The sequence below is a fragment of the Moorena producens PAL-8-15-08-1 genome, from assembly GCF_001767235.1.
GTDB lineage: Bacteria > Cyanobacteriota > Cyanobacteriia > Cyanobacteriales > Coleofasciculaceae > Moorena > Moorena producens_A.
Genome location: NZ_CP017599.1, coordinates 8,547,032 through 8,562,535, shown reverse-complemented (window position 1 = coordinate 8,562,535; position 15,504 = coordinate 8,547,032). Strand labels below are relative to the sequence as shown.

At 44.3% G+C, this 15,504-nt stretch carries 11 protein-coding genes and 1 pseudogene; 1 reads left to right on the top strand and 11 read right to left on the bottom strand.

Annotated elements, in window-relative coordinates; genetic code table 11:
* Window positions 1-53: 53 nt before the first annotated feature.
* The 10 genes and pseudogenes from BJP34_RS31370 to BJP34_RS31325 all read right to left on the bottom strand — a co-directional run bounded on the left by BJP34_RS31370 (window position 54) and on the right by BJP34_RS31325 (window position 9,635).
* Entirely contained in the window at window positions 54-371 is a 318-nt protein-coding gene (locus tag BJP34_RS31370) for a hypothetical protein (protein WP_070395724.1), read from the bottom strand.
* Between the two features lie 36 nt (window positions 372-407).
* Window positions 408-1,307 carry a class I SAM-dependent methyltransferase gene (locus BJP34_RS31365; RefSeq protein ID WP_070395723.1) on the bottom strand — a complete coding sequence of 300 codons (900 nt, stop codon included), beginning with the start codon at window positions 1,305-1,307 and terminating at the stop codon, window positions 408-410.
* 404 nt (window positions 1,308-1,711) lie between these two features.
* Window positions 1,712-1,894, bottom strand: coding sequence for a hypothetical protein (locus BJP34_RS31355; RefSeq protein WP_070395721.1), 183 nt, complete (start codon window positions 1,892-1,894; stop codon window positions 1,712-1,714).
* Window positions 1,895-2,029: 135 nt separating this feature from the next.
* Entirely contained in the window at window positions 2,030-2,566 is a 537-nt protein-coding gene (locus BJP34_RS31350) for a Nif11-like leader peptide family natural product precursor (protein WP_070395720.1), read from the bottom strand.
* Between the two features lie 93 nt (window positions 2,567-2,659).
* Window positions 2,660-2,908, bottom strand: a complete 249-nt coding sequence (locus BJP34_RS31345; protein WP_070395719.1) for a cyanobactin biosynthesis system PatB/AcyB/McaB family protein — start codon at window positions 2,906-2,908, stop codon at window positions 2,660-2,662.
* Window positions 2,909-3,002: 94 nt separating this feature from the next.
* The gene (locus BJP34_RS44900; protein WP_158517567.1) at window positions 3,003-3,164 is read right to left on the bottom strand and encodes a hypothetical protein; all 162 of its coding nucleotides are present in this window, start codon (window positions 3,162-3,164) and stop codon (window positions 3,003-3,005) included.
* Window positions 3,165-3,197: 33 nt separating this feature from the next.
* Window positions 3,198-6,254, bottom strand: a complete 3,057-nt coding sequence (locus BJP34_RS50185) for a S8 family serine peptidase (protein WP_070395718.1) — start codon at window positions 6,252-6,254, stop codon at window positions 3,198-3,200.
* A gap of 903 nt (window positions 6,255-7,157) precedes the next feature.
* Window positions 7,158-7,463 (bottom strand): DegT/DnrJ/EryC1/StrS family aminotransferase, encoded by a 306-nt coding sequence (locus BJP34_RS37870; RefSeq protein ID WP_083305442.1) that lies wholly within the window; start codon window positions 7,461-7,463, stop codon window positions 7,158-7,160.
* Between the two features lie 16 nt (window positions 7,464-7,479).
* A pseudogene (locus BJP34_RS31330) lies at window positions 7,480-8,642 on the bottom strand (IS4 family transposase); the annotation flags it as partial.
* 63 nt (window positions 8,643-8,705) lie between these two features.
* Window positions 8,706-9,635: a DegT/DnrJ/EryC1/StrS family aminotransferase gene (locus BJP34_RS31325; protein ID WP_070395716.1), complete on the bottom strand. Its 930-nt coding sequence runs from the start codon at window positions 9,633-9,635 to the stop codon at window positions 8,706-8,708.
* Window positions 9,636-10,251: 616 nt separating this feature from the next.
* Here BJP34_RS31325 and BJP34_RS31320 point away from each other — a divergent pair.
* Window positions 10,252-10,497: a hypothetical protein gene (locus BJP34_RS31320; protein WP_070395715.1), complete on the top strand. Its 246-nt coding sequence runs from the start codon at window positions 10,252-10,254 to the stop codon at window positions 10,495-10,497.
* Between the two features lie 80 nt (window positions 10,498-10,577).
* On the opposite strand, the gene BJP34_RS31315 is transcribed toward BJP34_RS31320, so the two are convergent.
* Window positions 10,578-15,374 carry a glutamate synthase-related protein gene (locus tag BJP34_RS31315; protein WP_070396977.1) on the bottom strand — a complete coding sequence of 1,599 codons (4,797 nt, stop codon included), beginning with the start codon at window positions 15,372-15,374 and terminating at the stop codon, window positions 10,578-10,580.
* Window positions 15,375-15,504 lie beyond the last annotated feature (130 nt).

The window sequence follows — 15,504 nt, the reverse complement described above, 5'->3', positions numbered from 1 at the left end:
CTCTATTGATCCAGTAATGAATTATAGATGTGTAGTGAAAAGTTATTTATGCTTTAACAAGACCCGTTTTGTCTGCAGATACGGTAGGTACCGCCTGGCTGGTTTAGACACGCCCCACAATCATTAGTTACTGGGCAAGCTACCCTAATGTTATTCTGGGAACGCCATGCATTTGAATGACCATTGCGCGATCTCCTGCTACAGCAGGTTTCTGGGGTTAAATTTCCCTCAGCATTTTCATAGTTCCCGTTGCCATCAACACCTATATAACAGGTACCTTGTTGACTTGGCTTAATACCAGTCTTGAAGCCTAAATAAGTTTTTCCTAAGGAGCCCCGGCTAACGGGCTTAAATTGAACTGGAAGTTTCATGTTTATTGCTCCTTGTTTTAGTTGATTCGTCAATGGTTAGACAGAAACAGAGTCAGTTAGGAATGATTCCCTTCCACTTTCTGATCGCCTCAGCAAAGCAAAGCCAAATAACTGGCGCAAACTTTCTTGATGTTCTGGGGAGGATAATAACGCCAGCAGCGCCTCAGGCAGGTCTAAACGCTGCAAACGCTGTCCTTCTTCCAGGAGAGAACGAAATTCAGTAGTTTCCCAACCTAATTGCCAAAAAAAGTTTGTCCCCTCGGCAGGAGCGAATTGAAGCTTGGCTTCACCATTAGCTGTAGCCTGATCCAGACTGTTTTGGATGAGCTGCAACCCACTATGGGAAGCCAGATCCGTGAGCCACCAACTAAACTGGGGCTGTTCCCACAAATCCCTAGCTAGGGCTGCAACTTGTTCAGGATTCAGATAGACAAGCAGCCCTTCCGTTACGATCAGTACCTTTTTTGTCTCAGAGCCAATGTCCCGAAAAAGGTGCTGCCTTGCCTGGGAATTGGTCACGTCAAGGGCAACAGATTTGAGTCTGCACCCCGGCTTGATGCCAGCCAGTTTACTAGCTTTATAGTCTAAGACAGTAGGAAAGTCAACCTCGATCCACAGGAGTGAAGCTGGTAAAGGCAGACGGTAGGCACGGGTATCAAGTCCTGCTCCTAAATTTAGAACTGCATCGACTCCCTCTAGTTCAATACTCTGGATAATCAACTCGTCCATAACACAGGTGCGCACGATACACCCAGGTGCGTGGGCCTCCTGCTGGGGCATTTGCTGCAAGACCTGCTTTCCTCGAGTTCCCGCCAAAATCCGGGCATAGGGATCCTGAAAATGAGCGTCTGGGCGATCGCTCTCCAGAACCCGATAGAAGGCTGTCAGGAAGGCCGTATCAGAGATGTCTTGAACGGGTAAAGAAGCAGAATTCATTGATTTGTTGGGCTTAAATTTTAAACGGGATTGAGGGTAACTCCACGCCCCACAATCCCGTTCGATTTTAACTACAACTTAACAATTAACTGGTATTCCGCCCCCCTGCGGTAGCCAAAAACCCCCATTCTTTGTATCACGTCGGGCACAACAAGCCACTTGATTAAAGTTATTTGTTCCCATGTTTATACCTTGGTTATCAAAGCATGTACCTAGTTGGCTTGCTTTAATACCGTTTTTTTGATTCGAGGAACCTACAAATAGGGAATCTCTGTTTATTGGTTTTGCTGAGATAGGCAATTTCATGATGTTTCTCCTTTCTATTTTTATTGGCTGTCTGTTTTAATTGTTAAGGCTCTATTTATACAGGCTCCTGAAGGATCATTCCTAGGAGACAATTAGTGCTAGATAAGAGAGCCTATAGCTGCGGTTAAAACTGGAGTTACAATTGGAGCTACAGCCTCTGTAACTTTAACAACGTCATCTATAGGGTCACTAGCTTCAACACCATTGACACCATTATTCAAGGACAGGGTAGTCCCGGAAACTTTTCGTTGAATGGGTGCAGTTTGTTTCGGTAATTTCATGATTCTTTCTCCTGAAGTGGGCTGTTACCTACTTAATTAGATGTGAGTTTTCGCCTAACACATACCCTTACCAAGGGGGGACATGCCCAGCTTGAATGGGAAGTTTCATCACCGTGTCTCCTGAATCAAGTTTAATCAGATTCCCTGTGCGACCTCTTCAACATCTTCTGCTGTAAAGGAATAACCTTCTGCTTCACCGAGTTTGACTAGGATTTGTGCAAGGTGGCCTTTGTCAGTTGTTGTCTGTAGGTTCTCATTTAAGGTTTGTTGCAAGGCTGGAGACTTTTTAACATCTGTCAAAAAGTGTTCCAGGCTTCCCTGGGCCAAGGTGTAAAATGCTGAGATCAGCTCCTCAACAGAATTAGCACTCCACGATCCAGGCATTGTCATCACATCTTGAGCGGTAAAGTTGTAACCACCCTGAGTTTTGGCGAGAGCCAGCAATTGTTCGACAAAGGCACCTTTATCCGTTATCTTGTTCAGTTCTGCTACCAGATTAGGGTCGTTTTGAACAACCCAGGAAAAATGTTGCAGGTTGCTTTGTTTCTGTAGCTTTGCCAGGAATTTGTCAACAATTTCAGTCAGTTGAACCGTCGGTTCAGGTTCTGAGGTAATCGGAGGTTTGCTTTTTTTTTTGGCTATTGTTCGATAAATTGCCTGGTGAATATTCATGGCTTTTCTTAATAAGTTGAATCCTGGAGTTAGTTAGTCGAGCCAACACCATCAAATCGGCGCTCAACTTCTAAGCTAAGCAATACTTCAACTCTAAAGCCCACCACAGGTAGCTGAGCATCTTGCTCTTGACTGTCCAGAGAATATCTGACAGCCACAGAAGTTGGCTGGCATCAAGAATCTCATGGGATTGTTATAGTTGGCACCATGAAGTAAATCAAATTTAAGATTGCGCAACTCATCCACTGCCCCTGCATCTATTAATATTTGCAGGTCTACTGTTGTGGAAGGGTCAATCAGGTCTGGTCTTTTAACGGGTACAGATTGCTTCGGTAGTTTCATAACTTGATCGCGTCATGGATGTTTACCTTTGTTGATGGGTCTGTAACTACCTAGCACAGACCAGTTTCTCTCATCAAATCCAATCAATTTGGACTCAGAATTTGAGGGTTACTTCAAAGCCTGATGCACCTGATGTCCCTCTCAGGATTTCCTCAAAGGGACTAGTAGTAGTGCTAGGTTTAACCCCTTTCTGGTTAGATATTGCTGCTGAGGTGGAAGGACGTTGAACAGGTACAGCTTGCTTAGGACATTTCATGGCCGTTTCTCCTTTTTTAAAAAAAATATCTGACTAGAGCGCATCCCAAATTCTGGGTTGACCCATGGTCACCGGCATCATATCGCTGACATCAATTGTATATCGCAGGATTTTTTTGGCTCGTCTATCGTTTTCTGGGTCAAAGAACTTAAGCTTGACATCCCAGCAGTCTGAATCGACTCGGCAGAAGGGACTTCGTTCAACCCCAATGGTATCAAGCTGCATAGAGCCAGCACTTGAACTCGACGAAGTCTGTAGTACAGTCACTAAGGCATCTGCAAACTGAAATGCATTGGTCGCGGCATAGTTGAAAGCACGTTCTTGGGAGGTTTGACCAAGATTACGCAGATCGTAGTAAATGCGTTGTAGAAACGCTCTTAATGCATAATCGGTCGCCTCAATCAATTGATTCGACAGGCTTTCATCTATGCCGCCTGCCATAACTGCGTTAATGACATCCTGGATTAAGATCTCAATGTGCCAACCGTACAGTCCTCGCAGATTATACAGTTCAAGTACAGGAACAACTTGACCAGAGAATAGTTGAACGGTTTTACCTGTTAAGATTCCTGGGACTGAAACTTTATCGATGTATCCTTTGTTGTAATCGTTCTGGGCAATTTGTGGCAAAGCCTGCCCCTCTAGAAACTTGCTCAATTGCTTGTACACCAATTGAGCAGATGGACCTTTGGCCTCAATAGCATAAATGGGGGTCAGCTCTAGATTCAATGTCCAAATCAGGGATTGAGTTTCTGATAGGTTGTCTGTTCCCTCATTACGGCGGACTTCATAGTCGTTCTGGCTATCTAGCTGCAGATCACCATTGCCATCGAGTATGGGAGTACCCAGAAGATAGTTAGTCATCTGCCTCACATCAAATGGATTAGCAGGAACAGCAGTCTCAGTATTTTCATTCTCTGCTGAAACTTCTCTATTAACGTTTTGAGAATCCACTAAGGGCATCAGCTGCTTAAAGCTATCTTGACGAGCCTCTGTGCCAAAGTCATAGCCAATGGTGCCGATGGCGTAAACCAAAGCCTTTGACCCACTATCACAGCCACATCCCATGGAAGGGACGACACCGCTGGGGGTAACCCTACTAGAAGCAACGGTGTTAGCAGTCATAGCGGGTACCGCACCCATCTGCTGATAATGAACCGGCATTCCCTGTTGAACCGGCGTGGCGTGCTGAACCGGTGCAGTCTGAGCAGCGGGAACGACTCCCATCTGCTGATAATGAACCGGCATTCCCTGTTGAACCGGCGTGGCGTGCTGAACCGGTGCAGTCTGAGCAGCGGGAACGACGCCCATCTGCTGATAATGAACTGGCATTCCCTGTTGAACGGGCATGGCTTGCTGAACCGGTGCAGTGTGACCAGCGGGAACGACGCCCATCTGCTGATAATGAACCGGCATTCCCTGTTGAACCGGCATTCCTTGCTGAACCGGTGCAGTGTGACCAGCGGGAACCACTCCCATCTGCCCATGATGAACTGGATGAACGGGCATGGCTTGCTGAATCGGTGCAGTGTGAGCAGCGGGAACCACTCCCATCTGCTGATAATGAACCGGCATTCCCTGTTGAACGGAAGCAGCGGGAACCACTCCCATCTGCTGATAATGAACTGAATTAACTGGCATCCCTTGCTGAACCGGTGCAGTGTGAGCAGCGGGAACCACTCCCATCTGCTGATAATGAACCGGCATTCCCTGTTGAACTGGCATGGCTTGCTGAATAGGTGGAGTGTGAGCAGCGGGAACGACTCCCATCTGCCCATGATGAACTGGATGAACGGGCATGGCTTGCTGAACCGGTTGATTATAGCCAGCGGAAACCACTCCCATCTGCTGATAATGAACCGGCATTCCCTGTTGAACCGGCATTCCTTGCTGAACCGGTTGATTATGGCCAGGGGGAACCACTCCCATCTGCTGATAATGAACTGGGTGAACTGGCATCCCTTGCTGAACCGGTGCAGTCTGTGCAGCGGGAACGACTCCCATCTGCCCATGATGAACGGGCATGGCCTGCTGAACCGGTGCAGTCTGTGCAGTAGCTTCTACAGTCATTTGTCCAGAAGTAGCACTGGGGACAACCCTCGTTTCGTAGACTTGCTGCTGATAAGCCGATTCAGCCGAACCCAAATTACTGGCTTCACTGGGTTGCATTCTTTCCACCTCCCAATTCTGATTGGACATTTCTTGTGTTTCCCCTTTAGTAATCAACTCATATGCTCCAGGAATATTGAGACGACCTGCCAGACAACGACGAGCATCTGGAACTGTATCTGGGTGGCAAGGTAAGGCACTTTCAAGCAGTGCCTGACGGATGAAGTGAGGATCGGGTTTTTCTCCTCGTTTGAGCTGGATGCTCATTAACAGTGCTACCAGCCCAGATACAATTGGAGTCGCAAAGCTAGTCCCAAATTTTAGGGTGGTACCTCCACCAAGCATGGCTCCCAAGATGTTTTCACCAGGAGCCAAGATTCCCTGGTTTTGGTAAGCCTGACCCCAATTACTAAAATCGATTGGCAATCCCTGGTCATTCATTGCACCCACAGCCAGCACCGAGGGCAAAGCTGCCGGAACATGAAGACATTCACAGGCATTATTTCCCGCTGCTGCAACGATTAAAACACCATTCTCATGACAGTGACGGACAGCTTTTTCCAAAATGGGGTCTGCTGCACCAGATTCACTGAGTTCGCCTCCACTTATATTTATGACATTAGCTCCTTGTTCAACTGCCTGATTAATTGCTCGAGCTAGGTCTATTTGCAACAGTGAACGATTCTGACGATCAGAGAATACTGGCACAATCAGCCCACGACAACCGGGGGCAATTCCCTGAACTGGACTACCATGCTGCCCAAAAATTACGCTGGCAATGTGAGTACCATGACTAGCCATCTTCCCCACAGGAGCATCTGAAACCAGTGTAGGCAGCTTGATTAGCTGGGCCCCTTGAAAGCTGGGATGAGATAGATCAACTGATCCGTCCAGAACGGCTACACATACGCGCGAATCCCCAATAGATTCATCCCACAAAGATTGAATTCCAGGCAATTTTGACGCTGAGTAGTTAAACATCTATTGCTTATCCAGAGAAATGCTAGCGAGAAGGGAGTCCTTTAACCTCCCGTCTTCAGGGGAGATTTAGTGAAGCTACTAGCGCTGGAATCCCTTAGCGACTGCCGCGCAGCGCCCTATAGCTTTCACCCCGATCGCAATTATATACACTCCTCTCAAGAAATGGTGAATATATTAAGAAATGTTGAATACATTCACAAAATTTGACATTAAGACAGAAGAAGAAGTTGATTCCTATTGACAGGAAATTACCTCAACATCGGCTCAGTATTTCACTATAAATATTACCTGGTAAACCTGAAAATGTTTCTAAAAAATTAGATCAATATTAAAACTTTTCGATTAAAGTTAACAGGATATAACCTATCAAATCCGCAGAATTTTTAATTCGAATTCCATTGCAAGACTTAGTAATTAATCTATCCAAATTCAAAGGCATTTTGAGGAATTTCCAGAACAATTCTATTTGCCCCTGCTGTCGATAAAGAAATGCGCTACGCGCACGCTACGGGATCAGCAATATCTTGATTAGTAGGGTGGGCAGTGCCTACCAACGCCCTTTGCAAGCTTGATGATCTGTCTGAGGCACTGCCCACCCTACATCAACTTGCTATGATTGTTTTTTGGGTATTAAATAGTTCAATTGTTCTATTTTAGTGCAAGCCTTATCCTACAAGGATTACAGCGAATTTACGAATCAGCTCTTAGGAAACGCGATCGCTCCTAACCTAACTTAAGTAAGCGAGAATGCCACCGCTATCGCTAAAATCATCCTCACCCTTGCTCTCATAGTCCAGAAGCCCTCTCAAACACCTTTCAGGTATACTCCGATTACCAACCTTTTTGATACATTGCCCTACAAAGAACACCTCCTCAATCAAGGGGATTTGGTATAACTATCGACTACTGGCAAAATACTTGCTGCACTGCTTTAACTATTCTGTTAAGATCGGTCATCTCCAATTCTGGATAGACTGGTAAAGATAATAACTTTTCCACGATTTGCTTTGCTATTGTTAATCGTCCTACCCGATGAGGTAAACCATTTTGATAAACAGGTTGATCTGGAATCAATTTCGGATATATTCTCATAGTTTCGATGCCAACAGAATTTAAGTGGTCTTCTAATTTCTGTCTTGTCTGGACTGAATCCGTTATAACAGTGTATAGATAATAAACATGAGTCCGCCCTGGAGCAACAAAAGGAATCTGTAGTGGTAAACCCCTGGGGGGGCGACATGAGAGCTAAAAAGTAGACTGTATAAGCTTCATAGCTCTCATACCTCGTAAATAATTATCGAGCTTATGACGACTTAAACGCATCAAAGCATAAACTAATTCCCAACATTTATCCATAAAATGAATCCATTTTTGAGCATACATTCCAATATAAAAACTGCTATGTCTTTTAGTTAATCGCCCATATTCTTTGACTCTCGCTACATAGTCCTGAACTCCTTTTTTATTAATTATTTCTCCTTTAATTGTGGCAATAAAGTAAGCAAAAGAGATTATAATAAGTAAAGATATAAAGCGTTTACCGACAACATTACTGCCTTCCATATTATATCCACCGCTTTTATAATCTCGGAACATTTCCTCAATATCAAAACGTTTTTTATAAGCTGATATTGCCTCAGACAATTCGCTCATATTTGTTAGGATAAACCAACCTTCTTGGCTTACTGACTTTCGATAACTTTTCTTCCATTTACAGGCAATACTAAATCCTGATACTTGTTTAGTTTTTGTGACTTTAACCTTTTCAAAAAATAACGAAATTCCTGGTTTTAATCCCGAGTTTTTCAGGGAAATCCACCCCTGATTTTTTAATTCAATTTGCTCATTTTTTTTAAGTCTTAAACAAAACTTAAACCCTTGTTTGTCTAGCCATTCAGCCAATTTAACTGAACAAAACTCTCGGTCTCCCAAAATAACAACATGATAGCTATCAAATAGCCCTATAATAGTTGATAGTATTTGTTTTTGCTCTAAAAAATTACTTGAACCAAGTTTTGAAAGAAGTTCAAAATAAATTGGGATTGCTCGGTTTTTATAAATTATACTAACCACCAATAAATTTTTGTTATTCCAATTAGTCCTATCGATGGCTAAATAGATTTTTTTGTGTTTATCAAATTTTTGAGTGAGCCATTCTCTAACAAGTGGAAACCACATTTTTTTTATTTGAAATATTGGTAATGAAAAAAATCTCTGTAACTTTTTACGCCTTGAGTTACATTTAATAGGCAAAGGTAAAGATTCAGCAATTTTTTCGAGTTTAACATCCTTGATATCTTGTACAATGATTACTACAAGGTAAAAAAACAATAATTGAGATTCGGAAAGGAGATTTTTTAAATGTTTTTGATATAATTCTGGTAGCATTTTGAATTGATAGGTCGTCTTGACAATTTCTGACCTATCTTTTTTTACCATAATTCGCTCAATTTAATATATATCAAGGGTTACGGGGCGCTTGTCGCCCCCCCAGGGTAAACCCTCAAAATGAGCGTTGTAATAATTAGCAATATAATTACGACGTTGGTTCCACTCTTCTAAGAATTTTAATTCTAAATTTATTAATGCCGCTGTAAACTCTCCCATACGCCCTCTTAGCCCAAACACCTCGTGATTATAACGATTTCCAGGGATTCTACCTAAATCACATAAACGAAGGACTTGTGATACATTCTTGGCATCTTGCATTGTTATCATGCCACCATCTTCTAATCCGCCTATATTTTTGCCATTATAGAAAGAAAAACAACCAAAATCTCCCATACTACCAGCATAGTTGCCATGATAAGTAGCCCCATGTGCTTGTGCGCAATCTTCAATAATTTTTAGATTGTACTTTTTAGCTATATCCAGTAATCTGTCCATATCAGCCATTTGGCCATACATATGTACTGGGATAATAGCTACGGTTTTGCTAGTAATAGAATCCAAGACTGCATCTGGATTAATGGTTAGTGTTTTGGGGTCTATATCTACAAATACTGGAATACCTCCGACTGCATTTACAGCATAAGCTGTTGAAATAAATGTTAATGAAGGTACTATTACTTCATCACCTGGATTGATTCCAGCACACATGAGTGCTATTTGCAAAGAGATAGTTCCAGATGATGTGGCAATTCCGGTTGTCCCCCATAAATCTTTTATCGATTTTTCAAGAGCAATAACACGATTTCCGCGTCCTGTATATTTTCCAGATAAAATGACTTCGTCAAATAACTCAAGAATCTGGTTTTTGAGAAACTCAAAGCGAAGACTATACCCTTCAAAGGGAATTTTGGCTCTACCGAACCTAGTGTCTATAAAACCGCGCTTATTCCCGACTAGCTCTGATTGGATGGGGTTTTTAGAAAAAATCATTCTATTAAAAACTCAAATTACCGCCCAATCAGGATTATACTACAGCAATCCTAAATCATTTATTTGTCAAATCAGCATCTGCAATCGTTGCTGGGCAAGGGTTATAGCGATTGCTTTGGCCAACATATTTCACGAATCATTTAGGACTGCTATAATAATTTGATAACATTCTTACACAGCCAGTTCGGTATAGCCAATTTAAATAGTTAAATTTTTATTAAATTCAACTATTTAAAGCAGGGTAAGTGCAAGAAAAAATAGCTCCCAATGTGCATTGGGTGTATATCCGTTGATCGTGGCTCGAAACCCCTATAATCTCGTAGAACTATACTCGCAATAGAGTTAAGTTGTTGAAAATGACCCGGTCTTTTTATCAATAAGCCACAGCTTATTGATTCTTGCCCTTACCCTGCTAATTAAACAGCTTTTCATTGACTGTTAACAGTTAGCAGTCAAGGGTCAAAAATTAACAAAAATACAGTTAACAAAAATACAGTTATGAGCTATATAGCGCTAATTAGCGATCGCTTACATTAAAGGTTATAAAAATCAGACTTTTGAGAATTATACTAATCTTCTGACCGAAGCATCTCAGATTCACTAACCTCCCCATGCCATGGCATGGGGAGGTGATTTGTATCGCCAGTGCGCTCGTAATCGGGAGTGGTTTGCTAACTCTCTAATTATCAATGCACGGGAAGAAGGAAAGGGTTCTCAAGAGGCTTGGCAATTATCCCAGTGCATCCAAAACCAGGAGTTGACTAGGTTAGGTCGTAATCACTCCATCGACGAGTCCCGCCACTCAAAGATGTTTGTTCCCTTGCTTAATATTCTCTTTCCCAGGTTACAGGTTGAAGGTTAAAGCTGAGCAAACCAACCTTTAACCTTCTAACCTGCAACTTCTAACCCAAGCCAACCTGGAACCTTTAAGCTTCAACTGCTTTAGGCTACTGTGGAAGAAACTAACTCCCGTTCCTCTGCCACATCAGGATTGGCTTGAGGAGTATCCACCTCAGAAGGTGGTACCACTTGCCAGAATTTGGGCAGATATTCAGACCAGTTGTCCAGAATCATGTGAGCTTTCGGGCTAGCAGTCCGAGTGGCATGGTCTTGAATTAAGCCTTTCAACTGCTGCTCTCCAGCCGCTGAAATCACCCGTTGAATCTTGACATCCTGGTTCACTTTGGCGGGAAAACTCTCCTCTTCATCTAGGAAGTAGGCTAAACCACCAGTCATACCAGCACCGACATTGCGTCCCACTTTCCCTAAGACTACAATTACACCACCGGTCATGTATTCACAGCAGTGATCACCAGCTGCCTCAATCACAGCATAGCCTTTAGAGTTGCGCACACCAAACCGCTCACCAGCACCGCCATGGGCAAATAATGTTCCACCAGTGGCACCGTAGAGGCAGGTGTTACCTACAATCGCATTGTTAGCCGGGTCGTAGGTGGCATCAGCTGGTGGTTTGATAATAATTTCACCACCATGCATCCCTTTGCCTACATAGTCATTCGCTTCACCAGTTAAAATCAGGGTCATACTTGGGAGGTTAAAGGCACCAAAGCTTTGACCCGCAGCTCCCTTGAAGTTGAGAGTAATGTGTCCATCGAAACCACTGTTACCATACTGCTTGGCAATTACCCCAGCAATTCGAGCCCCTACAGTACGGTCAGTGTTTACAATCTCAACATCTTTAGTCACAGACCCATGGTTTTGAATCGCATTCGTCAGGTCAGCGTCAGCCAGCAGTTGATCATCTAGGACTGGTCCATTGCTGTGGACATCCTTATGGTTGAGCCAACTGCGGTCTGTGCGAGTATCAGGCAGCTGAGTCAGACAATCTAGATTCAACATAGATGTCTTAGTCAACTCAAGGCCCTCCCGAACTTTGAGTAGATCAGCCCGACCAATGATATCCTTTAAGGAACGGTAACCTAGTTTGGCAAGAAGCGATCGCACTTCCTCAGCCACAAAGTAGAAGAAGTTGACCACGTGGCCTGGAACCCCAGTAAAGCGCTGGCGCAGGCGTTCTTGCTGAGTAGCAACCCCTACGGGACATTGATTGGTATGGCAAATCCGTGCCATAATGCAACCTTCAGCAATCATCGATACCGAACCGAAACCGTACTCTTCTCCTCCCATCAAGGCAGCCATCAGTACGTCCCAACCAGTTTTTAAGCCACCATCTACCCGCAACAAAACGCGATCGCGTAGTTGGTTTTCCATCAAGATCCGATGTACTTCAGTGATTCCCAGTTCCCAAGGCACTCCAGCGTGCTTAATCGAACTCAGGGGAGATGCTCCAGTACCCCCATCATGACCAGAAATTTGGATTACATCCGCATTCGCTTTAGCTACCCCAGCCGCAACAGTTCCAATGCCAATTTCTGCCACCAACTTTACAGATACCTTAGCTTGAGGGTTAATCTGATGCAAATCAAAAATCAGCTGAGCTAGGTCTTCAATTGAATAGATATCATGATGGGGTGGTGGGGAAATTAGAGTTACCCCTGGCTTGGAACGCCGCAGCTTAGCAATGTAGGGACTGACCTTTTTACCTGGTAACTGACCCCCTTCCCCTGGCTTAGCACCTTGAGCAATCTTAATTTCTAACTGCTTCCCACTCATCAGGTACTCTGGGGTTACTCCAAAACGACCAGATGCTACTTGTTTAACCGCAGAAGAAGCAACATCCCCATTACGTAATCCCTTTAAGTGAGGTAGAGTCTGAGAATGACCAGTCTGATCCACATCATTCAGAATGCTGAAGCGCACTGGGTCTTCTCCCCCTTCACCACTGTTGGATTTACCGCCAATCCGGTTCATCGCAATAGCTAGAGTTTCGTGAGCTTCTCGGGATAGAGAGCCTAGGGACATCGCGCCGGTACAAAAGCGCTTGACAATTTCCTCAACAGGTTCTACTTCCTCGATCTCAATCGTAGCTTGGTCGCTGTTAAAGTCCAACAAATCTCGTAGTGCAGTTGCTGGACGCTCTTCCAACAGTTTGCGATAGACATCGTAGTGGTCGTAAGCTTCTTTGTTAGCGTCAAGGCTTGAAGGTTTAACCTCCAACTTGCTAACGTCCAACTCTTTGTGATTTTTACCGTTACCATTGTTAGAGGATTGGTCACGGACGAAAGAGGAAACCGCCTTGTGTAGGGCTTTAGCCATTGCAGGGCTGTTCATGTGATACTCGCCCCGAGGACGGTAATTGATAAAGCCAAAGTTTTCCAGTTTCTTAGCACTCAGGGGGAAAGCCCGTTTGTGAAACTCCATCACTTCCTGAGCTAAATCAGCAATACTCAAACCTCCCAGCCGGGATGTAGTTCCCTTAAACGCTAGTGCCAATAAATCCCCACCAATGCCAATTCCTTCAAAAATCTGAGCGCCATGGTAAGACGATAATAGGGAAATTCCCATCTTAGATAGGATTTTCAATAAACCTGCTTCTACCGCCTTGCGATAATTTTTCTGAGCTTGGTCTATGGTTAGGCTTTCCAGTTTCCCCTGGGCCATCAATTTTTGAGTTTTAGGATTAGCCCACCAATTCCGCACCGATTCCCAAGTCAAATACGGACAAACTGCTGATGCACCATAACCGATTAAGCAAGCATAGTGATGAGTACTCCAACATTGAGCCGTTTCCACAATAATCGATGCCTTCATCCTTAATCCTTGAGAGATCAGGTGGTGGTGAACCGCACCTATAGCCAACATCGGTGGAATATAGGAGTAGTTTTCAGAAAGCCCTCCAGCAGTTTTATCACTCAAAATCAGAATCGTTTTGCCAGCCCTTACCGACTCAGCGGCTTGGTCACACAGATGATTCACCGCTACTTCTAGCCCCCCCGGACCAGTGGCAATTTCAAATAAAGTAGACAGTTCAGCTGTCTCAAACCCTGAGGCTTTCACCGCTGCCAACTCCGCCTCATTGAGTACTGGGGTTTCCAGCTTTAACAACTGGGCGTACTCCGGCTTAGCTTCTAATATATTCCCTCGCTCACCCAGCTCTATACTCAACGACATCACCAAACTTTCCCGTAGAGGGTCAATGGGTGGGTTAGTGACCTGGGCAAACCGTTGTTTGAAATAGTCATAGAGAAGCCGAGGCTTATTGGAGAGTACCGCCAAGGGAATATCATCTCCCATACAGAAAGTAGGTTCTTTCCCTTGGGTGCTCATCGGCTGGATGATCATCTCCACATCCTCAGCAGTGTAGCCAAAAGCGGTCTGCTGACCCAGTAACTCAGCCGCCTCTTGTTCAGGAGCCTCAGTAAAGGGTTGGGGTTCCAATTTTACACGGTACTGCTTCAGCCATTGACCATAGGGTTGCTGAGCTGCCACCCGTTGCTTGATGTCCCAGTTTTTTATAATTTCGTTGCTTTCCAGGTCAACAGCAATCATTTGCCCTGGTCCGAGTCTGCCCTTTTCCACAATCTCGGATTCTGGCAAGTCCACTACCCCCACTTCTGATGCCACCACCACATAGCCATCCCGGGTAATGCTATAACGAGCCGGTCGTAATCCATTTCGGTCTAGGCTGGCTCCCACTGTTTTCCCATCACTGAATACTAATAGCGCTGGACCATCCCAAGCTTCCTGAATTCCACTGTAGTATTCATAAAAATCAACAATTTCCGGATAGTTATCCAAATCCGGCTGATTTTGGTAAGCCTCCGGCACCATGATCATTAATCCGGTCAGAGGACTGCGTCCAGATTGCACCAGTAATTCAAATACATTATCTAGGATGGCTGAGTCACTGTTTTCTGGATTTATAATAGGCTTGATCTCATCTAAGGAGTTATTTGGTTTAAGGTTGGTTTGAGAACCTTCAACCTTCAACCCTTTTTCCCAAACCGGATGAGCCAAGTCAGCCTCTCTGGCGATCATCCAGTTGACATTGCCCAACAGAGTGTTAATCTCACCATTATGTCCCAACAAGCGCATCGGTTGAGCAAGGGGCCACTTGGGCATAGTATTGGTGCTAAAGCGTCGATGATAGACAGCAAACCCACTCTGGTAATCAGGATTTTTTAAGTCTAAATAAAACTCTCCAAGTACCTCTGAGCGCACCATGCCTTTGTAGACAATCGTGCGACTGGAAAAGGAGCAAAAATACCAATCCTCAGGTACTCGGATAGTACTCTGAGATTTTAGTGCCTTAGCAATGCGACAGCGAGTTTTAAACAGCAAACGCTCCAGTTCATCTCCTATCTCCCCTTCAGAGGCTACGATCAACTGTTCCATATGGGGTTGATTGGCTTTCGCTTGGATACCCAGGATCTCGGAACGTACTGGTACCACACGCCAGCCTAATACCTTTAAGCCTTCTTGAGCAAGGACTTCCTCAACAATTGACTTACCTTGCCTCACCAACGTCTCATCCTGAGGCAAGAATACCATCCCAACTCCCAACTGCTCCGTAGGAGGCTGGTCAATTCCTTGTTCGGTCAACCATTTTTCCAACAGTTTCCAGGGAATAGCAGTCAATAAGCCTGCACCATCCCCTGAATCTTGGTCAGCACTACACCCCCCCCGGTGTTCTAGACAACCCAGTGCCACTAGAGCTTGTTCAATCAATTTATGGGTAGCGATACCCTGCCCAGACGCAATAAAGCCAACCCCACAGGCATCTCGTTCCTCCACCAACCAACGTTGACCTGGATAGGGTATCCTTTTGTGATACTGTTGTAGATCTTCCTGGTTTTTCTGGTTATCGATATTATTCATCCAATTATTATTCACAGTGTTTAGTGATGCTTTCATTACAGATTGAGGACTATTAACCTAGTAGCAGTGACCTATAGACTGGTAATAGGCTGGAAAAATCAACAATGATTTACCATCAATGGTGAGCCAG

Bases quoted from the DNA above. Each gene is read 5' to 3' on its own strand.
- BJP34_RS31320 (WP_070395715.1), top strand. From the start codon at position 10,252: ATGGCATGGGGAGGTGATTTGTATCGCCAGTGCGCTCGTAATCGGGAG.
- BJP34_RS31345 (WP_070395719.1), bottom strand. From the start codon at position 2,908: ATGAAACTACCGAAGCAATCTGTACCCGTTAAAAGACCAGACCTGATT.
- BJP34_RS31350 (WP_070395720.1), bottom strand. From the start codon at position 2,566: ATGAATATTCACCAGGCAATTTATCGAACAATAGCCAAAAAAAAAAGC.
- BJP34_RS31325 (WP_070395716.1), bottom strand. From the start codon at position 9,635: ATGATTTTTTCTAAAAACCCCATCCAATCAGAGCTAGTCGGGAATAAG.
- BJP34_RS31355 (WP_070395721.1), bottom strand. From the start codon at position 1,894: ATGAAATTACCGAAACAAACTGCACCCATTCAACGAAAAGTTTCCGGG.
- BJP34_RS31365 (WP_070395723.1), bottom strand. From the start codon at position 1,307: ATGAATTCTGCTTCTTTACCCGTTCAAGACATCTCTGATACGGCCTTC.
- BJP34_RS50185 (WP_070395718.1), bottom strand. From the start codon at position 6,254: ATGTTTAACTACTCAGCGTCAAAATTGCCTGGAATTCAATCTTTGTGG.
- BJP34_RS31370 (WP_070395724.1), bottom strand. From the start codon at position 371: ATGAAACTTCCAGTTCAATTTAAGCCCGTTAGCCGGGGCTCCTTAGGA.
- BJP34_RS44900 (WP_158517567.1), bottom strand. From the start codon at position 3,164: ATGAAATGTCCTAAGCAAGCTGTACCTGTTCAACGTCCTTCCACCTCA.
- BJP34_RS31315 (WP_070396977.1), bottom strand. From the start codon at position 15,374: ATGAATAATATCGATAACCAGAAAAACCAGGAAGATCTACAACAGTAT.